Origin of the sequence: Hydrogenophaga sp. Root209 (assembly GCF_001428625.1) — a bacterium.
Taxonomy (GTDB): domain Bacteria; phylum Pseudomonadota; class Gammaproteobacteria; order Burkholderiales; family Burkholderiaceae_C; genus Hydrogenophaga.
The window spans coordinates 238,497-257,418 of the sequence record NZ_LMIE01000005.1 but is presented as its reverse complement, the minus strand read 5'-3'; the positions used below and the strand labels follow the sequence as shown (position 1 = coordinate 257,418).

General features: G+C 67.4%; 20 protein-coding genes. 11 read left to right on the top strand and 9 right to left on the bottom strand.

Going from position 1 to position 18,922, the window contains the following annotated elements; all coding sequences use genetic code 11:
* Window positions 1-13 precede the first annotated feature (13 nt).
* The 8 genes from ASE11_RS06410 to ASE11_RS06375 all read left to right on the top strand — a co-directional run bounded on the left by ASE11_RS06410 (window position 14) and on the right by ASE11_RS06375 (window position 9,069).
* Window positions 14-1,306 carry a multifunctional CCA addition/repair protein gene (locus ASE11_RS06410; RefSeq protein ID WP_056268130.1) on the top strand — a complete coding sequence of 431 codons (1,293 nt, stop codon included), beginning with the start codon at window positions 14-16 and terminating at the stop codon, window positions 1,304-1,306.
* 106 nt (window positions 1,307-1,412) lie between these two features.
* Window positions 1,413-2,153, top strand: coding sequence for a trehalose-phosphatase (gene otsB / locus ASE11_RS06405; RefSeq protein ID WP_056268127.1), 741 nt, complete (start codon window positions 1,413-1,415; stop codon window positions 2,151-2,153).
* On the top strand, window positions 2,084-3,982 hold the full coding sequence (locus ASE11_RS06400) for a glycoside hydrolase family 15 protein (protein ID WP_056268124.1): 1,899 nt from the start codon (window positions 2,084-2,086) through the stop codon (window positions 3,980-3,982). Before otsB ends, ASE11_RS06400 begins: the two co-directional genes overlap by 70 nt.
* 11 nt (window positions 3,983-3,993) lie before the next feature.
* The gene (gene otsA, locus ASE11_RS06395; protein WP_056268270.1) at window positions 3,994-5,376 is read left to right on the top strand and encodes an alpha,alpha-trehalose-phosphate synthase (UDP-forming); all 1,383 of its coding nucleotides are present in this window, start codon (window positions 3,994-3,996) and stop codon (window positions 5,374-5,376) included.
* A 75-nt stretch (window positions 5,377-5,451) separates the two neighbouring features.
* On the top strand, window positions 5,452-6,357 hold the full coding sequence (locus ASE11_RS06390) for a mechanosensitive ion channel family protein (protein WP_056268121.1): 906 nt from the start codon (window positions 5,452-5,454) through the stop codon (window positions 6,355-6,357).
* Between the two features lie 83 nt (window positions 6,358-6,440).
* Window positions 6,441-6,857, top strand: coding sequence for a hypothetical protein (locus ASE11_RS06385; protein ID WP_056268118.1), 417 nt, complete (start codon window positions 6,441-6,443; stop codon window positions 6,855-6,857).
* A gap of 142 nt (window positions 6,858-6,999) precedes the next feature.
* Complete coding sequence (locus tag ASE11_RS06380; protein WP_056268112.1) at window positions 7,000-7,695, top strand: response regulator transcription factor; 696 nt, start codon at window positions 7,000-7,002, stop codon at window positions 7,693-7,695.
* 9 nt (window positions 7,696-7,704) lie between these two features.
* The gene (locus ASE11_RS06375; RefSeq protein WP_056268109.1) at window positions 7,705-9,069 is read left to right on the top strand and encodes a sensor histidine kinase; all 1,365 of its coding nucleotides are present in this window, start codon (window positions 7,705-7,707) and stop codon (window positions 9,067-9,069) included.
* Window positions 9,070-9,078: 9 nt separating this feature from the next.
* On the opposite strand, the gene ASE11_RS06370 is transcribed toward ASE11_RS06375, so the two are convergent.
* The 9 genes from ASE11_RS06370 to ASE11_RS06330 all read right to left on the bottom strand — a co-directional run bounded on the left by ASE11_RS06370 (window position 9,079) and on the right by ASE11_RS06330 (window position 16,763).
* Complete coding sequence (locus ASE11_RS06370) at window positions 9,079-9,330, bottom strand: hypothetical protein (RefSeq protein WP_056268105.1); 252 nt, start codon at window positions 9,328-9,330, stop codon at window positions 9,079-9,081.
* Window positions 9,331-9,387: 57 nt separating this feature from the next.
* A complete protein-coding gene (locus ASE11_RS06365; protein ID WP_056268101.1) occupies window positions 9,388-10,473 on the bottom strand; it encodes an ABC transporter ATP-binding protein in 1,086 nt (361 codons plus the stop codon).
* 5 nt (window positions 10,474-10,478) lie between these two features.
* Window positions 10,479-11,300 carry a carbohydrate ABC transporter permease gene (locus ASE11_RS06360; RefSeq protein ID WP_056268265.1) on the bottom strand — a complete coding sequence of 274 codons (822 nt, stop codon included), beginning with the start codon at window positions 11,298-11,300 and terminating at the stop codon, window positions 10,479-10,481.
* A gap of 196 nt (window positions 11,301-11,496) precedes the next feature.
* On the bottom strand, window positions 11,497-12,366 hold the full coding sequence (locus ASE11_RS06355; protein ID WP_056268098.1) for a carbohydrate ABC transporter permease: 870 nt from the start codon (window positions 12,364-12,366) through the stop codon (window positions 11,497-11,499).
* Window positions 12,367-12,417: 51 nt separating this feature from the next.
* Entirely contained in the window at window positions 12,418-13,734 is a 1,317-nt protein-coding gene (locus ASE11_RS06350) for an ABC transporter substrate-binding protein (RefSeq protein ID WP_235501206.1), read from the bottom strand.
* A gap of 150 nt (window positions 13,735-13,884) precedes the next feature.
* Window positions 13,885-14,865 (bottom strand): glucokinase, encoded by a 981-nt coding sequence (gene glk / locus ASE11_RS06345; protein WP_056268095.1) that lies wholly within the window; start codon window positions 14,863-14,865, stop codon window positions 13,885-13,887.
* Window positions 14,866-14,955: 90 nt separating this feature from the next.
* Window positions 14,956-15,399, bottom strand: a complete 444-nt coding sequence (trxC, locus tag ASE11_RS06340) for a thioredoxin TrxC (RefSeq protein WP_056268093.1) — start codon at window positions 15,397-15,399, stop codon at window positions 14,956-14,958.
* 54 nt (window positions 15,400-15,453) lie between these two features.
* Window positions 15,454-15,648, bottom strand: a complete 195-nt coding sequence (locus ASE11_RS06335; RefSeq protein WP_056268090.1) for a DUF2905 domain-containing protein — start codon at window positions 15,646-15,648, stop codon at window positions 15,454-15,456.
* Between the two features lie 2 nt (window positions 15,649-15,650).
* Window positions 15,651-16,763 (bottom strand): class I SAM-dependent methyltransferase, encoded by a 1,113-nt coding sequence (locus tag ASE11_RS06330; RefSeq protein WP_056268086.1) that lies wholly within the window; start codon window positions 16,761-16,763, stop codon window positions 15,651-15,653.
* 29 nt (window positions 16,764-16,792) lie between these two features.
* Between ASE11_RS06330 and ASE11_RS06325 the strand changes: the two genes are divergently transcribed.
* Genes ASE11_RS06325 through ttcA form a run of 3 tightly spaced genes read left to right on the top strand, consistent with a single transcriptional unit; the run spans window position 16,793 to window position 18,902 of the window.
* A complete protein-coding gene (locus tag ASE11_RS06325) occupies window positions 16,793-17,602 on the top strand; it encodes an SDR family oxidoreductase (protein WP_056268084.1) in 810 nt (269 codons plus the stop codon).
* On the top strand, window positions 17,599-17,973 hold the full coding sequence (locus tag ASE11_RS06320; RefSeq protein WP_056268080.1) for a dihydroneopterin aldolase: 375 nt from the start codon (window positions 17,599-17,601) through the stop codon (window positions 17,971-17,973). The genes ASE11_RS06325 and ASE11_RS06320 overlap by 4 nt, the downstream gene beginning before the upstream one ends.
* 8 nt (window positions 17,974-17,981) lie before the next feature.
* Complete coding sequence (gene ttcA, locus ASE11_RS06315; RefSeq protein ID WP_056268077.1) at window positions 17,982-18,902, top strand: tRNA 2-thiocytidine(32) synthetase TtcA; 921 nt, start codon at window positions 17,982-17,984, stop codon at window positions 18,900-18,902.
* The last annotated feature ends 20 nt before the right edge of the window (window positions 18,903-18,922 follow it).

Sequence of the window (18,922 nt, the reverse complement as noted above, 5' to 3'; positions counted from 1 at the left end):
TAAACTCGGCGGCATGAAAACCTACCTCGTCGGCGGCGCGGTGCGCGACGCGCTGATGGCGCGTGCCGCCGGCACGCCTGAAGCCTCGCACGTGGACCGCGACTGGGTGGTGGTGGGTGCCACGCCCGAGGCCATGGTGCAGCAAGGCTTTTTGCCGGTGGGGCGTGATTTCCCGGTGTTCCTGCACCCCGTCACGCGCGAGGAATACGCGCTGGCCCGCACCGAGCGCAAGACCTCTCCCGGCTACCGCGGTTTCGTCGTGCATGCCGAGCCGGTCGTGACGCTGGAGGACGACCTTGCCCGGCGCGACCTCACCATCAATGCGATGGCCGTGGCGGCCGATGAGGCGAGCGATCCCGCTCACGCACAGCTCATCGACCCGCACAAGGGCCGGCAGGATCTGCAGGACCGCGTGCTGCGCCACGTGACCGAGTCCTTCACCGAAGACCCGGTGCGCATCCTGCGGCTGGCGCGCTTTGCCGCTCGGTTCCCCGACTTTTCCGTGGCCCCCGAAACGCAGGCGTTGATGCAGCACATGGTGGAGCACGGAGAAGTCGACCATCTGGTGGCCGAGCGCGTGTGGCAGGAGCTTGCGCGCGGGTTGATGGAGCAACGCCCCAGCCGCATGTTCGACGTGCTGCGCGACTGCGGCGCGTTGAAGCGCCTGCTGCCTGAAGTGGATCGTCTTTGGGGCGTGCCGCAGCGTGCCGAGTACCACCCCGAGATCGACACCGGCGTGCACCTGATGATGGTGCTCGACATGAGCGCGCGCCTGAATGCACCGCTCACCGTGCGCTTTGCCTGCCTGGGCCACGACCTCGGCAAGGGCACGACGCCGGCCGACCTGCTGCCGCGCCACATTGGCCACGAGGAGCGCAGCGCGAAGCTGCTCAAGGGCGTGTGCGAGCGGCTGCGTGTGCCGGTGGACTGCCGCGAACTGGCCGATGTGGTGGCGCGCGAGCACGGCAACATCCACCGCTGCGCCTCGCTGGGTGCCGCGGCAAGGGTGCGCTTGCTGGAACGCTGTGACGCGCTGCGCAAACCGGCCCGCTTCCACGAAGTGCTGCTGGCCTGCGAATGCGATGCACGTGGGCGGCTGAGCATGAGCGACATGGCCTACCCGCAGCGCGAGCAACTCGCCCAGGCGCTGGTGTGGGCGCAGGCGGTGGACACAGCCCACATCGCGGCCCAGGCCCAGGCCGATGGCCTGAGCGGGCCGAAAGTGGGCGAGCAGATCCACAGGGCCCGTGTGGCCGCTGTCGAGAAAGGCCTCGGCGCTGCGGGCCCCGCCGTTGCTGCCGATTGAGCGCCACCTGTTGCCGTCAAGCGGGTTGAAAAACTTCGCAGCTTGAAGGTGGGTCTTGGCGCAACGGGTACCACGCCGGCGCTCATCGTGTTACGGTTGACCGCTCATGAGTACCTTACCCAAGCTGCTGACGCAAGGGTCAGCACTCTTCCTGGACTTTGATGGAACGCTGGCTGATCTGGCTCACCGACCCGATGCGGTGGATGTGCCTGGCGATCTTGCTCGCCTGCTCGATCGGCTGCACGGGCAACTGAACGGTGCGCTGGCGGTGGTCACCGGCCGCGCCCGCGAAGACATCGAGCCCATGCTCTCGCCTTGGCGGTGGCCGGCTGCGTTCGAGCATGGCGCCCTGCGCATCTCGGCGCACGGTGACGTGTCCGCACACCGACCCCAGGGACTGGACCGCGCCATTGCCGCTGCGCAGCACCTGTCGGGACGCCACACCGGGCTGCTGCTGGAGATCAAACAGACTTCCATGGCACTGCACTTCAGGCTCGCCCCTTCACTCGAGACCTTGTGCGTGCAGACCCTCTCGCGTGCCATCGAAAACGAAAATGGCCTGCAGCTGCTGCGAGGCAAGGCGGTGATCGAGGTGAAATCGGTCGGCGTGAACAAAGGCCTGGCAATTCAAGCCTTCATGAACGAGGCGCCGTTCGCCGGTCGTCGGCCCGTCTTCGCCGGCGATGACGTGACCGACGAGGCCGGCTTCGCCGTCGTGCAGCGCCTGGGTGGCGCCGGTATCAAGGTCGGAGCGGGCACGAGCATTGCCCTTCATCGCTGCGACAACCCGCAAGCCCTGCGCGCCTGGTTGACCGAAGCCACCCAAACCCCCTTGATCCACGCATGACGACTTCCCCGAACCGCTTCGCACCGCCCGCCGCCCCATCACTCTCGCTCGGCATGGTGGGCAACTGTGCCTTCAGCGCACTGATCGATCCGCACGGTCGTGTTGTCTGGAGTTGCCTGCCGCGCTTCGACGGCGACCCGGTGTTTCACGCATTGCTCGGGGGCACCGACGCCGAGGCCGGATCGTGGGCCATCGAGCTCGAAGACATGGTGGAAGTCACCCAGCGCTACGAACCCAACACCGCCGTGCTGGTGACCGAGCTGTGGGACAGCCAGGGTCACGGCATTTCCATCACCGACTTCGCGCCGCGTTTCCTCTCACGCGGCCGCTACTTCCGGCCGACCCAGCTGGTGCGCCGCGTGCGCCCGATCAAGGGAGTGCCGCGCATCCGCGTGACGCTCGCACCGCGCTTCGACTGGGGCGCGCAAGCCCCGCGCATCACCTCGGGCAGCCACCACATCCGCTTTGTTGGCGACCAGCAGACACTGCGGCTGCACACCGACGCGTCCATCAGCCACGTGTTGGCGCGCGAGCCCTTCCTGCTCACCCGCGAACTCAATTTCCTGCTCGGCCCGGACGAAACCCTGGAAGCCGGCATCGGCGACACCGCGCGCCATTTCGAGCAGGAGACACTGGCCTACTGGCAGGGCTGGAGCCAGCGTCTGGCCGTGCCGCTGGAGTGGCAGGACGCGGTGATTCGCGCGGCCATCACGCTCAAACTCTCGATGTTCGAGGACACCGGCGCCATCGTGGCGGCCATGACCACCAGCATCCCGGAAGCGCCGGGCAGCCAGCGCAACTGGGACTACCGCTACTGCTGGCTGCGCGACGCGTTCTTTGTGGTGCGCGCGCTCAACAGCCTGTCCGAGGTCGGCACGCTGGAGGACTACCTGCGCTGGCTGTCCAATGTGGTGGTCGGCTCCAAGGACGACGGTGACGCCAGTGGACACATCCAGCCGCTGCACGGCATCGGGCTGGAGCGTGAATTGCCCGAGCGCATCTGCGAGACACTGCCCGGTTACCGTGGCATGGGCCCGGTGCGTGTGGGCAACCAGGCACAAGAGCACTCCCAGCACGACGTGTACGGCAACATCGTGCTGGCCGCTGCCCAGGCTTTTCACGACCGCCGGCTGCTGCACCCGGCCGGGCTGGCCGAGTTCGAGCGGCTGGAGGCGGTGGGTGAACAGGCGGCGCGCATCTTTGACAAACCCGATGCCGGTATGTGGGAGCTGCGCACCCGCGCCCGCGTGCACACGAGTTCGGCGCTGATGTGCTGGGCCGCCTGCGATCGCCTTGCCAAGATCGCGCGCACGCTCGACCTGCCAGGCCGCGCGACGCACTGGGGCGATCGCGCCGCTGCGATGCGCGATCGCATCCTGCGCGAATCGTGGAGCGAAGAGCGACAGGCGTTTGCCGAGAGCTTCGGCGGCCGCGACCTCGATGCCAGCGTGCTGCTCATGGTCGAGGTGGGCTTCATCGCCCCGATGGACCCGCGTTTCGTGGCCACCCTCAAGGCGCTTGAGGAACACCTGTGCGACGGCCCCTACATGCGTCGCTACGAGGCAGCCGACGACTTTGGCAAACCCGAGACCGCGTTCAACATCTGCACCTTCTGGCGCATCGACGCGCTGGCCCGCACCGGCCGCAAGAGCGAGGCACGCGCCATCTTCGAAACCATGCTGGCCACGCGCAACCCGCTGGGCATGCTGTCCGAGGACACCCACGCCACCACCGGTGAAATGTGGGGCAACTACCCGCAGACCTATTCGATGGTGGGCATCATCAATGCAGCCGTGCGCCTGTCGGCCGCATGGGACACGGTGATCTGAAGGACCACGACATGGGCAGACTCGTCGTCGTCTCCAACCGCGTGGCCGATCCGCGCAAGGCCGCCTCCGGCGGGCTCGCCGTGGCCGTGGGCCAGGCGCTGGAAGCCTCGGGCGGGCTGTGGTTCGGCTGGAGCGGCAAGATCGATGAAGACGGCACGCCGGGCGAAGGTGACCTGCACCTGCAAACCGCGGGCAACGTGCAGCTGGCCACCGTGGACCTGAGCCGCGAAGACCACGACAGCTACTACCTGGGCTACAGCAATGGCGTGCTGTGGCCGGTGTTTCACTACCGTCTGGACCTCGCCGACTTCGATGCCGGTTACATCGGTGGCTACCGGCGCGTGAACCAGATGATGGCGCACAAGCTGGCCAGCCTGCTGCGCCCCGACGACGTGATCTGGGTGCACGACTACCACCTGATCCCGCTGGCCGCGGAGCTGCGCGCCATGGGCTGCCAGCAGCGCATGGGTTTCTTCCTGCACATCCCGATGCCGCCACCCTTGATCCTGGCCGCCGTTCCCGAGCACGACTGGCTGATGCGCTCGCTGTTCGCCTACGACCTGGTGGGTCTGCAGTGCGAGGCCGATGTGTCGCACTTCTCGCGCTACGTGGGCACCGAGACGCAGGCCGATGTGCTCGGAGAGCACGAATTCCGCGCGTTTGGCAAGACGCTGCAGGTGCAGGCCTTCCCGATCGGCATCGACGTGGACGAGTTCATCGAACTCGGGGAGGCGCGCGAAGCGCAGGAGATGTACACCCAGATGCGTGAAGAGTATTCGCGCCGACGCCTTCTGCTGGGCGTGGAGCGCATGGACTACTCCAAGGGACTCCCGCAGCGGCTCAAGGCGTTTCGCCAACTCTTGCAGTCCTACCCGGAGAACCTGGGCAGCGCCACACTGATCCAGATCGCCGCGCCCAGCCGCGAATCCGTCGACGCCTATGCCGCGCTCAGACAGGAGCTGGAGAGCCTGTGCGGCGCCATCAACGGCAACTTCGGCGAACTCGACTGGATGCCGGTGCGCTACATCCATCGCAACGTGGCGCGCAAGCGCTTGCCGGGCCTCTACCGCGCGGCCAGCGTGGCGCTGGTCACGCCGCTGCGCGACGGCATGAACCTGGTGGCCAAGGAGTTCATCGCCGCCCAGGACCCGGACGATCCGGGTGTGCTGGTGCTCTCGCGCTTTGCCGGCGCCGCCGAGCAGATGCGTGAGGCCCTGCTGGTGAATCCGTACGACACCACGCGCACCGCCGAGACGATCCAGCGCGCCTTGCAGATGCCGCTGGATGAACGCCAGCGCCGCCATCAGGCACTGCTGGCGGGCATCCGCGAGCAAGACGTGCACTGGTGGCGCAAGCGCTTCCTCGACGCGCTGGCCGCCATTCCCGCTCCGTAAGCCACCCCTTTCGCAGCTGCCCGCCATCAGGCAGGCAGGCGCGAGCTTTGCCTTGTCACGAACCGGAGGACCCTCATGAACGACAACCTGCTTGAAACCGCGGCCCGGTGGTGGGTCAGTCTGGGCGGCGCGGCCACCACCTTGCTGCGCGTGACCATCATCATCGTGGCGGCATGGCTGCTGATCGCAGTCCTGCAACGCACCATCCGCACCCTGCGCGAACGCATCGCGAGCCGCATGGACGACCGCGAGTCGACCAAGCGTGCGGATACCCTGGGGCGCGTGTTCCGCTACCTCGCCACGGTGGTGGTGAGCCTCATCGCGGGCATGCTGGTGCTGGCCGAGCTGGGGGTATCGGTAGCGCCCATCCTGGGCGCGGCCGGCGTGGTGGGTCTGGCGGTCGGCTTTGGCGCGCAAAGCCTGGTCAAGGACTTCTTCACCGGCTTCTTCATCCTGCTGGAAAACCAGATCCGCCAGGGCGACGTGGTGAAGATTGGCGATCACGCGGGTTCGGTCGAGGTGGTGACGCTGCGCTACGTGCAGCTGCGCGATTACGACGGCAACGTGCACTACATACCCAACGGCCACATCAGCACCGTGATCAACATGACGCGCGGCTTCAGCAACGCGGTGATGGACATCGGCGTGGCCTACCGCGAGAACGTGGACGAGGTGATGGCGGTGATGCGCGGCGTGGCCGCCGAGTTGCGTGAGGACCCCGACTTCCTGCCGAAGATCATCGCCGACCTTGAGGTGGCCGGCGTGGAGAGCTGGGCCGACTCGGCCGTGATCATCCGCTGCCGCTTCCGCACCTTGCCGCTGGAGCAATGGAGCGTCAAGCGCGAATACCTGCGCCGGCTCAAGGCCGCGTTCGACGCGCAGGGCATCGAGATCCCGTATCCCCACGTGACGGTGTACGCCGGTCAGGACCGCCAGGGCAAGGCGCCAGCCTTTCCCCTGCAGCAGCTGGCCGAGGCCTGACGGCGGGGCACCGGGTGGCGATTGCCCCGCCTGCTGGCAGGGCCGGGTGGGCTGTGACACGATGCGGCGATCAGGAGCCCACCATGACCGCTCGCAACCCCCTCAACCGCCCCTTGGCCGATGGCATCCAGCAGTTGGGTTTTCGCAAGTGGTACGAGCGCGAACTGCTGTCCAGCCACGCGCACATGGCGCTGGCCCTGATTTCTGCGGTGGCCATGATGGCCAGCTTTGAAGCGTTCCGCGGCGCCAGCACCAGCGAGAAACTCTTGAACACCGCCTTCGTGGTGGTGACTGCGGCCATCGCGCTGTGGTCCATGCGCCGTTACCTGTACCTGCTCATGCACGCCGAAGAGATGGCCAACCAGGCCAACTGCGCCCAGTGCCAGGCCTATGGCTTGCTCAAGCTGCAGGAGGTGGAAGACCGGCGCCTCACGGCCCAGCGGCTGGTGCCAGTCTGCTGCAAGCGCTGCGGCTTCCGCTGGAACCTTGAAGACGATTGAGCCCCCACGCTCTCCCGCTTCGCGTGGTCCGCTGCCCCCCGAGGGGGCTGGCCCCGCCTTGGGGCGGCCCGGCGGCGGTCCGCTGAACCCCACGCACCGCCGCTACGCGGGTCGCTCAGAGCCGGGGCCGGATAATCGAGCCATGGCACATCTCCTGATCGTGGAAGACGACGAACTCCTGCGCGACGGGCTCAGTGCCCAGCTCATGCAGGCTGGCCACCGCATCAGCACCGCCGAGGACGGTCAGGTCGCGCTTGACCTGCTGCAGGCAGAACCGTTCGACGGTGTGGTGCTCGACCTGGGCCTGCCCCGGGTGGACGGTCTCACCGTGCTGCGCACGCTGCGCCAGCGCCTGCCGGCCCTGCCCGTGCTGGTGCTCACCGCGCGCGACGGTGTTGAAGACCGCGTGGCTGGCCTCAACGCCGGCGCCGACGACTACCTCACCAAACCCTTCAGCCTCGACGAGTTGCAGGCCCGACTGCAGGCCTTGCTGCGCCGCGCCAATCTGCCCTCGGCGAGCGCCAGCGATCCCGGCGACGGCAACCACCCGCTGCGCCTGGACGCTCACCTGCAACGCGCCTGGCTCGGCCAGGAAGCCATCGACCTCACCCCTCGCGAATGGACCCTGCTGGACCTGCTGGTGCGCCACACCGGTCGTGTGGTCAGCCGAGACGAAGTGCTGAGTGCCTGGCAGGCCGTGCCCGGCGAGACGGGCGCGCTGGCCTCCAACGCGCTGGAGGTGTATGTGCACCGACTGCGCCGCAAGCTCACCGGCTCACCGCTGAACATCCGCAACATCCGCGGCCTGGGCTACCTGCTCGAAATGAGCCCCGAATAAAAGGGCCCCTTGAGCAAACCCTCGCTCCTGTCGCTGCGCCGTCAGCTGCTGCTGTGGTTGCTGCTGCCGCAGCTGGTGCTGTGGGCCGGTGGCGGCTTGCTCACGTACCGCATTGCGCTGAGCTACGCCGAAAAGGCGATCGACCAATCGCTCATGCAGTCGGTGCGCGCCCTGGCGCGGCAGGTCAAACCGATCGGCTCGGGCCTCTTGATCGACTTCCCGCGTGCTGCGCAAGACGTGCTGGCGCAGGACCCCGGCGACCCGCTGAGTTACCTGGTGACGTCACCCCCCGGCCAGTTCCTGCTGGGCAATCCGCGCCTGCCCGCCCCAGCCCATGCGCCCACGCGCTTCGGCGAACCCATGCTCTACCGCGCCACGCTCGACAGACAGCCACTGCGCATCGTGGCCATGGACGTGAGCTACGGCGAAGACAGCGCGCCCCAGACCCTGCGCGTGCAGGTGGGCAAGGGCACGGCCGCGCAGCAGCAGATCGCGCGCGAACTGGTGGCCGACCTGCTGGTGCCGCTGCTGGCCATCGGCGTTCTGCTGAGCCTGCTGGTGTACGGCGGCATCCGCCGTGGTCTCGCGCCGCTCAAACGCCTCACCGGCCAGTTGGAGAACCGCTCGGTCAACGCGCTGTCACCCATCGGCATGACACAGGCACCCAGCGAAGTGCACGCCCTGGTCCAGGCCGTCAACGGCTTGCTGGGCGAAGTGGAGCGCAGCGTGGCGCAGGAGAAGCGCTTCATCAACGACGCGGCCCACCAGTTGCGCACGCCACTGGCGGGGCTCATCAGCCAGGTGGAGCTGGCGCAGCGGGAAACACACGACCCGGTGTTGGGCGCGCGCCTGGCCAAAGTGCTCACCGGCGCCGAACGCAGCGCCCACCTGGTGCACCAGTTGCTCACACTGGCCCGAAACGAAACCCAGGCCCGGCGCGAGCCGCTGGATCTGGCCGAACTGGCACGGGATGTGGCCCGCGAATGGACCCCGCGCGCCATGGCCGCCGGCGTCGACCTGGGCTATGAAGGTGTCGAGCACCTGCCGCTGGAAGGTGACGCCCTGCAACTGCGCGAGGCCCTGGCCAACCTCATCGACAACGCGCTGCGTTACACACCGCGCGGCAGCAGCGTCACCCTGCGCGTCACTGCGCGCGGCTCAGGTGCCGAACTCGCGGTCGAAGACAACGGCCCCGGGCTCACCGACGAGGAGATGGCCCATGTGTTCCAGCGCTTCTGGCGCGCCAGCGAAATGCCCGGCGGCTGCGGCCTGGGCCTGGCCATCGTGCGCGAGATCGCGCGGCGCCATGGCGGTGACGCGGTGGTGGAGCGAGCGACACCGCACGGACTGCGCGTGGTGCTTCACCTCGGTTGATCGCGGCGGTCAGCCGAACACCGAATCGCTCTCGGCGTGTGCGCTGCCGACATAGACGCGCAGCACCGTGCCTTCACCATCCTGCTCCCACAGCCGGCCCTGCACGGTGAACTGCCGCCCACCCAGCCGGAACACGTCGCCGGCGGCCGGCGCCACGCCGTGACCGCGCCAGAAATCGGGCACGGCGAGTGAGGCGCGGCGCATCCAGGTCTGGTCTTCGGGGTTGAACACAAGGGCAATGCGCAGGGTGGACTGGCTCATGAAGGCTCCTGAGGTGTGGGAAGGGTGCAGACACCAAGCTTAGCGCCGGCACTGCGCTCAGGGCATCCGTTGCCCGGAGCCTGGATCGAACCAGTTCACGTGCAACGCCTGCACGTCCAGCCCCACGCGGTCCCCGGGCGCCACGCGCACCTGCGGCGAGGTGCGCACCGTCACGTCGCCGGCCTCGGTCTTGATCACCACGAAGGTGTCGGCACCGGTGGGTTCGACCACGCTCACCTCGCCGCGCCAGGGCGCGCTGTCGGTCAGGGAGATGTGCTCGGGCCGCAGGCCCATCAGCGCCGCGCTGTGGCCCGCGCCCGGGCAGGCCAGCGGCAGGTCGGCACCCGCGATGCTGAAGCCCCGGCCGGCTTCGGCCACGCTGCGCCCCGGCACCAGGTTCATGGTGGGCGAGCCGATGAAGGTGGCCACGTAGGTGTTGGCCGGGCGGTTGTAGATCTCGTCGGGCGTGCCGAGCTGCTGCAGGATGCCGTCCTTCATCACCGCGATGCGGCTGCCCAGCGTCATGGCCTCGATCTGGTCGTGCGTGACGTACACGCTGGTGATGCCGCTGGCCTGGTGCAGGCGTTTGATCTCGGCGCGCATTTCCACGCGCAGCTTGGCGTCCAGGTTGGACAGAGGCTCGTCGAACAGGAACAGCTGCGGCTGGCGCGCCAGGGCCCGGCCCATGGCCACGCGCTGGCGCTGGCCGCCCGAGAGCTGGCTCGGCCGGCGGTCCAGCAGGTGCTCGATCTGCAGCATGGCGGCCACCTCGGCGATGCGCCTCTGGCGCTCGGGCTTGGGCACCTTGCGCATCTCCAGCGCGAAGCCGATGTTGTCGGCCACGCTCATGGTGGGGTAGAGCGCGTAGCTCTGGAACACCATGGCGATGTCGCGCTGCGCGGGCGCCACGCCCACCACGTCACGGCCTGCGATGCGGATCGCGCCTTCGGTGGGCTCTTCCAGCCCGGCAATGATGCTCAGCAAGGTGGACTTGCCGCAGCCCGAGGGCCCGACCAGGATGAGGAATTCGCCCGGGGCCACGGCGATGTCGATCTTCTTCAAGACCTCGACCTGCCGCTCGCCCTTGCCGAAACATTTGCGCACGCCCCGGATGTCGAGCGCGGATGCGGCGGATGCAGCCATGGAGTTCAACCTTTCACCGCGCCAGCCGTCAGGCCGCGCACAAAATAACGGCCCGCGAGCACGTACACCGCCACCGTGGGCAAGGCGGCAATCAGGGCGCCGGCCATGTCCACGTTGTAGGCCTTCACGCTGCTGGTGGTGTTGGCCAGGTTGTTCAGGCCCACCGTGACGGGTTTGGAATCGGCGCCGCTGAAGGCCACGCCGAAGAGGAAGTCGTTCCAGATCTGGGTGAACTGCCAGATGAGGGTGACCATGACGATGGGCGTGGACATGGGCACGATGATGCGCAGGAAGATCTGCCAGAAACCCGCGCCATCGAGCTTGGCGGCCTGCAGCAGCTCGCCCGGCACGGCCGCGTAGTAGTTGCGAAAAAAGAGCGTGGTGCTGGGCAGGCCGGCGAGGCAGTGCACCAGGATCAACCCACCAATGGAGCTGGAAAGACCCATCCAACCCAGCACCTGGCTCATGGGCAGCAACACCACCTGAAACGGCATGAACACACCGAACAGCAGCAAACCGAAGAAGGTCTCGCTGCCGCGAAATTTCCACAGACTCAGCACATAGCCGTTGAGCGCGCCCCAGGTGGTGGAGATCAGCACCGCGGGGATCGCCATGAACACCGAGTTCCAGAAGAACGGCTGCAGGCCGTTGCAGTCCACCCCCGTGCAGGCACTGGACCACGCCTGGCCCCAGGCCGAAAAGTTGAGGCTGCCCGGCAGGCTGAGCAGGTTGCCGTTGCGGATCTCGTCGGCGTCCTTGAACGAGGTGGCGAGCATCACGTAGAGCGGTGCGAGGAAGAAGGCCGCACCAATGAGCAGCGTGCTCATCAAGACGAAGCGGCTGAGGGTGAAACGTTTCTGGTTCACGGTTTTTCACCTGAATCTTCCGGACCTTCGATGGCGACACGCAGACACGGAGTCGGAGCGCGTGTCCGATCCAGCGCACGCCGTGGAACCGGCTTTGCCGGGCCACCAGCGTGGTCCCCCCTCCGGGGGGAAGCCGCGAAGCGGCGCAGGGGGGAGTTCATCTCCTGCTCCGCAGTTCGCTGTAGAGGTAAGGCACGACGATGGCGGCCACGGTGGCCAGCATGATGGTGGCGCTGGCCGCGCCCAGGCCGATCTGGCCGCGGCTGAAGCTCATGGCAAACATGAAGGTGGCCGGCACGTCGGTGGCATAGCCCGGGCCACCCGAAGTGAGCGCCATCACCAGGTCGAAGCTCTTGATGGCCAGGTGGGCCAGCACCATGAGCGTGGAGAAGAATACCGGGCTGAGCGCGGGCAGCACGATGCGCAGGTAGATGCGTGGCAACGAGGCGCCGTCGATCTGCGCGGCCTTGATGATGCTGTCGTCGATGCCGCGCAGGCCGGCCAGAAACAGCGCCATGGCAAAGCCGGCCGACTGCCACACGCCGGCGATCACCACGCAATAAATGGCCATATCGGACTGCACCAGCCAGTCGAAGGTGAAGCTGGTCCAGCCCATGTCCTGCACCATCTTCTGCAGGCCCTCGCTGGGGTTGAGGATCCATTTCCAGGCCGTGCCGGTCACCACGAAGGACAGCGCCATCGGGTACAGGTAAACCGTGCGGATAAAGCCTTCACCGCGCACCTTCTGGTCGAGCAGGATCGCCAGAAAAATGCCCAACGCCATGGAGAGGCCGACGTAGAGCACACCGAAGATGGCGAGGTTCTTCAGCGCCACCCACCAGCGGTCCATCTCCCACAGCCGGCCGTATTGCGCCAGCCCCACGAGCTCGTAGTTGGGCAGCATGCGCGAGGCCGTCACCGAGAGCAGGCCGTTCCAGGCCATGAAGCCGTAGATAAAGGCCAGCCCCAGCACGAAGGCCGGTGCGAGCACCAGCCGCGGCAGGATGTGGTCGAGGTTGTTCTTCATGGCGCGACCGGTGCAAGCCCGGCGGGCCTGCACCGATTTCACTGGCCAGGCTTACTTGGCGGCCGCGGCCTGGGCGATGCGCTTCTGCGCGTCGGCCACGCTGAGCTTGTCGTCGTTCCAGAACTGGGTCACCACGTCCTGGATCGCGCCCTGTTTGGCCGGCTCCACCGCCATGCCGTGGGCAATCGACGGCACCAGGCCGCCCGATTGGGCGGTGGCCACGAAGTCCTTCGCCGAGAGCTGGGCGCAGTCGTCGAACTTGCTCATGTCGTGGCCCAGGCGCACCGGGATCGAACCCTTGTTCTGGTTGAACACTTCCTGGAACGCGGGGCTCAGGATCGCCGAGGCCAGATCGGCCTGGGCCTTCTGCGCGGCCTCGTCCTTGAGCTTGAACATGATGAAGGAGTCGACGTTGAAGGTGTAGGCGTTGGCCGTGCCGGGCGCGGCGGCGCAGAGGAAACCTTCACCGGGTTTCTGGCCAGCGGCGGTGAACTCGCCCTTGGCCCAGTCGCCCATGAACTGGAAGCCGGCCTTGCCTTGAATCACAGTGGCGGTGGTCATGTTCCAGTCGCGCCCGGTGGAGGCGGCGTCGGTGTAGCCCTTGAGTTTGCGGAAGGTGGTGAGCGCCTTCGTCATGGTGGGGCTGGTCAGCGCCGCGGGGTCGAGCTTCACGAAAGCGTCGGTGTAGAACTGCGGGCCACCAACGCCGAGCACGACCGACTCGAACACCGTGAAGTCCTGCCAGTTCTGGCCACCGTGGGCCAGCGCCACGTTGCCCGATTTCTTGATCTTGTCGGCCGCGACGAAGAACTCATCCCAGGTCTTGGGCATGCCTTCCACACCCGCCTTCTTCAGCACCTCGGGGTTGGCCCACATCCAGTTGACGCGGTGCACGTTGACCGGCGCGGCCACGTAGCTGCCCTTGGCCTTCATCACGTCGGCCACCACTTTGGGCAGCAGCTCGTCCCACTTCTCTGCCTGGGCCACGCTGTCGATGCTGGTCAGCATGCCTTCGTTGGCCCATTCCTGAATGGCCGGGCCCTTGACCTGGGCGGCGGTGGGCGGGTTGCCCGAAACGGCGCGGCTCTTGAGCACGGTCATGGCGTTTTCACCGCCGCCGCCGGCCACGGCGAAGTCTTTCCACAGGTGTCCCTTGGCTTCCAGCATGGCCTTGAGCTCGGCGGCCGACTTGGCTTCGCCGCCCGAGGTCCAGTAGTGCAGCACCTCCACCGTCTGCTGGGGCGCAGCGGCGGGAGCGGCGGCCGGCGCCGGGGTGGCGGCCACGGGCGCGGCCTCCTCTTTTTTGCCGCAAGCGGTGGCAAGCATGGCGGCCACAAGGGCCGCACCGAGCGTGACTGGGAATTTCATGGCTGTCTCCGAAGGTGGGCCTGCGGCCTGGTGAATGGACCCGGCGGGCGTCCACCGAACAGACGTCGGTTGCGCCGGGGTCGTTCATTTTTCATTAATTAATTAATGATCACATCCGGAGAAACCCGCAAACCGCGGGCGCGATGGGGATCAGCGCAAGCCGGAGAGCGCCCGCGCAGCGCCCAGCAGGGCCGGGGATTGCGCCGACGTGATCACCCACACGGGCACGTCCTTGAGGTAGGTCTGGAAGCGACCTTTGGACTCGAAGCGGTCACGAAACGGCGAGGTGTCGAACCAGCTGCCCAGGCGCGGCACGATGCCGCCACCCACATAGACCCCGCCGCGCGCGCCCAGTGTGAGCGCCAGATTGCCGGCCACCGAGCCCAGCATGGCGCACAGCATGTTCAGCGCCTCCAGCGCCTGTGGCTGGCGTGCGTGCAAGGCGGAGTCGGCCACGGAGGCGGCCGTGCTCATGCCGCTCAAGGCCACGCCGTCGGCATCGCACAGCAGCGTGAAGGTGTCGACCAGGCCCTGGCCGCTGCACAGCCGCTCCGCCGAGGCGCGGCCATACATCCGCATGAGACCGTCCATCACCAGCCGTTCACGGGCGCTCACCGCGGGCAGCGTCACGTGGCCACCCTCGCCCTCCACGGGCACCCAGCCGCCCGCGCCGTCGGGCAGCAGCCCCGACACCCCCAGACCGGTGCCCGCGCCCAGCAATGCGCGGGCCTTGCCGGGTTCGCCCACCCCGCCGCCGATCTGGCGCAGTTCGCTGGTGGGCAGGTCGGGCAGGGCCAGGGCGAGCGCGGTGAAATCGTTGAGCAGGCGCAGGTGTGCCAGGTTGAACTCGGCCTTCACCGCGGCCTGCGAGAAAGCCCAGTGGTGGTTCGTCATGCGGACCTGGTCCCCGGTGATGGGGTTGGCGATGGCGATGGCCGCCAGGGCAGGCCGACCACGGCCCAGGCCTTCGAGGTAGGCGTGCATGGCCGCCTGCAGCGTGGGGAAATCGGCGCAGGCCAACACACGCACATCGGTCATCGGCGCGCCGGCACCGCTTTGCCAGGCAAAACGGGCGTTGGTGCCACCCACATCGGCGAGCAGACGGCCGGTCTCGGAAACTTCAGGGGACATGGCGGTGTGCCTCCGTGATTGCGCGGCGCCAGGGGCGGGCTGCGCAAAGCGGCGGATGATAGCCCGGCCGCTGCGGCGCGGCCACCGGGGTCAACCCGCGCGCTGTGAGCGCGCCCAGCGCACGATGTCCGCCGCACCCATGGCGCCTGGCTGGCGCGCCACCTCGCGCCCACCCACAAACAGCGCGAGGGTGGGAATGCTGCGGATCTGCAGCCGTGCGCCGAGCTGTTGCGCTTCTTCGGTGTTCACCTTGGCCAGGCGCATGTGGGGTTCAAGCTCGCGCGCGGCGGCTTCGAACTGCGGCGCCATCGCGCGGCACGGGCCGCACCACGGTGCCCAGAAGTCCACCAACACCGGCACCTGGGAGCGGGCAATGTGTTTGTCGAATGCCGCTTCGTCCAGCGCCACGGGGTGGCCGGTGAACAGCGGTTTGTGGCACTTGCCGCAGTCGGGCGCCTGCGAAAGGCTCGCGTTCGCCACGCGGTTGGTGGTGTGGCAATGGGGGCAGACGATGTGCAGGAGGTCGGTGCTCATGGTCAAGCAGTTGGTGGCCGGCGGGCGAAATGCAAGCGCCTCGATTTCAAACGCTCAGACCAGGTAGCTGATGAGGCTGGCCAGCATGCTCAGCACGATGGTGGTGGCGAACGGCAGGTTCCAGTCGCGCCCGAAGGCCTTGAACCGCACATCGCCCGGCAACCGGCCGAAGCCCAGGCGCCGCAGCATCGGCGTGAACCAGCTGATGAGCAGCAACGCCAGGAAGATCACGATCATCCAGCGGATCATGGTCAGAGCCTGTGAGTGCGGTCGCCCACGGCAAAACCCAGCGGTACCCAGCCTTGCGCGCTGGCGGCGGGGGCCAGCGCCAGCACCTTGAACAGCTCGCCCATCTCGTGTTCGTTGAGCAGCTTCTGCATCATCGCGTTCTGGCGCGCGTCGGCAGACTGGGCCAGCGTCAGCAAACCAGCGTTCAACAAAAAGCGCCCCTGGCTCGTGTAGCCGATCACCGCCATGCCGGCGTCCTGCGCGGCCAGGGCGATGCCGGTGAAATTCACGTGCGCGGTGATGTCCTTCTGGCCCACATCGGCCAGCGGATCGCTGTCGCTGCGGTGCGCGCGGTGGCAGATCAGCGTGCCCATGTGGCGCTGCGCATGAAAGTACTCGGCTTCGGGAAAGCCGTAATCAAGGAAAAACGCCGCGCCACGCTGCAGCCGGTCGGCCAGGGTGCGCACGAAAGCCTCGGCCTGTGGATGGATCTCGGTGAGGTAGTCGTGCTCGCCGGGCACGTCCACGGGTGGGCGCAGCTCGGTGGGTCGGTCGGCCCAGACCAGCCGGCCTTCGTTCCACGCCACGCCGCGCTCGAACCACACGCCGCCCACGCGCGCCAGCAACTGCACCGGCATGGCGTCGAGCACTTCGTTGCCCAGCACCACGCCCTCCATGCGCTCGGGCAACGCGTCCACCCAGCGCACCACGTCCGCGTACGCCACCAGGGTGGTGCGCTGGCGCTCGCGCAGGCTGCCGGAGAGATCGACGATGGTGTAGCAGCGCAGCGGCCGGCCCTGGTCGGCCAGGGCTTCGATGACCTGCAAGGCGAGGGCGCCGGTGCCGGCACCGAACTCCCACACCTCGTCGGCGCCGGTGGCGTCCAGGGCTTGGGCCACCTGGCGGGCCAGGGTGTGGCCAAAGAGCGGGGTGAGTTCGGGCGCGGTCACGAAGTCGCTGCCGCCGTGCGGTGTGTGACCGAACTTGGGCGCGGTGTTGGCGTAATAACCCAGGCCGGGCTCGTACAAGGCCATCGCCATGAACCGATCAAACGGCAGCCAGCCCCCGGCTTGTGCGATGGCCCCGACCACCCGCTGCAGGAGGTCGCTCGTTAAACTCGTCGGTTCTGTTGCCATGGGGGTCTGCACCCCCGGATTGTCGCCCAATGCCCTCCTCGTCCGCCCCTGCCGCGCCGGAAGCGCGCACCGTGCTCGTCACCGGCGCGGGCAAGCGCCTGGGCCGCGACATCGCGCTCACCCTGGCGCGTGCCGGCTGGAACGTGGCCGTGCACCACCGCCACTCGGCCACCCATGCGCAGCACACCGCCACCGACTGCGACGCCCTCACCGGCCGCCCCGGCAGCGCCGCCACCTTCTTCGCCGATCTGGCCGATGAGGCCAGCGTGCGCGCCCTGCTGCCGGCCGTGGTGGCGCGCTTCGGGCAGATCGACGCGGTGGTCAACAGCGCCTCCACCTTCGAGAACGACAACGCCGCAAGCTTCGGTTTTGCCGCTATGGAAACCCACTTGCGAGCCAACACCGGTGCGGCCGTGCTCCTGGCCCAAGCCCTGCACGCGCACCTGAGCACGCGCGATGCGCGAGGCGCCGTGGTCAACCTGCTCGACCAGAAGCTCTGGAACATGAACCCGGACTTCTTCAGCTACACGCTCTCCAAGGCCGCGCTGGAAGCCGCCAACACCATGCTGGCGCTGGCGTTGGCGCCGTGCGTGCGGGTGGTGGGCGTTGCCCCGGGCCTCACGCTCACCAGCCACCTGCTGAGCGACGAGCAATTCGCTGCCCTGCACCAGCAGTCACCGCTGGGCCGCTCCTCAACGCCCGAAGACGTGGCCGCCACCGTGGCCTTTGCGCTGAGCAATTCGTCCATCACCGGCACCACGCTGCTGGTGGACGGCGGCCAGCACCTCATGCGCTTCGAGCGCGATTTTTCGCTCATGTTACCCGGACCCACCCCATGAACGCCACCTACGCCGGCACCCAGATCCTCACGCTCAGCGGTTTGCGCTTCGACGCCAGCCTGGGCATCCTCGACATCGAAAAATCGGCACCGCAGCCGATCCAGGTGGACGCAGAACTCAACCAGGGCACGCAGCCCCTGCTGCCGCACGACGACGACATCGGCCACGTGCTCGACTACCGCAAGGTGCGCCAGATCATCATCGACGAGTGCACCGCCGAACACGTGAACCTGCTGGAGAGCCTGATCGGCAAGCTCACGCGCCGGCTGATGCAGATGCCCGGCGTGATCGGCGTGCGCGTGAAAATCGCCAAGCTCGAGATTTTTGAAGACTGCGAAGTGGCGATCCGCATGGAAAGCGGGCAGTGGTGAGGACACCCATGAACACCGAACACGAAAACCACAAACTCGAAAAGCGCCTGTGCCGCGAGGTCGGCCGCGCAATCGTCGACTTCAACATGATCGAGGAAGGCGACCGCGTGATGGTCTGCCTCTCGGGTGGCAAGGACAGCTACGCCATGCTCGACATCCTTCAGAAGCTGCAGGCGCGCGCACCCATCAGTTTCGAGATGATCGTGGTCAACCTCGACCAGAAGCAGCCCGGCTTTCCGGCCGACATCCTGCCCGCCTACCTCACGAAGCTGGGCGTGAAGTTCCACATCGAGAACCAGGACACCTACTCCATCGTCAAGCGCGTGATCCCCGAGGGCAAGACCATGTGCAGCCTGTGCTCGCGCCTGCGCCGCGGCATCCTGTACCGCGTGGCCAGCGAGCTGGGCGCGACCAAGATCGCGCTCGGCCACCACCGCGACGACATCCTGCAGACGTTGCTGCTCAACATGTTCTTTGGCGCCAAGCTCAAGGGCATGCCACCCAAGCTGGTGAGCGACGACGGGCAGCACGTGGTGATCAGACCCATGGCCTACGTGGCCGAGAAGGACCTCACCCGCTGGGCCGAGGTGCGGCAGTTCCCCATCATTCCGTGCACCTTGTGCGGCAGCCAGGAAAACCTGCAACGCAAACAGGTGGGGTTGATGCTGAAGGACTGGGAAAAGCGTTTCCCGGGCCGCGTGGAGAACATGTTCTCGGCCCTGCAGAACATCGTACCCAGCCACCTGATGGATCGCTCGCTGTTTCCGTTTGAAACCATTCGCGCCACGGGTGAGGCTTTCGAGGACGGGGACAAGGCGTTTGACGACGAGCCGCTGCCCATGGTGGCGCCGGCAGGGCCTGAAGAAAGCGGCGTCGAAGGGAACGCAAGCCCTGCGCGCGCAGTCATATCGATTTCTGCGGCGCACTGAGACCCCCCCGGGCCGGCAAT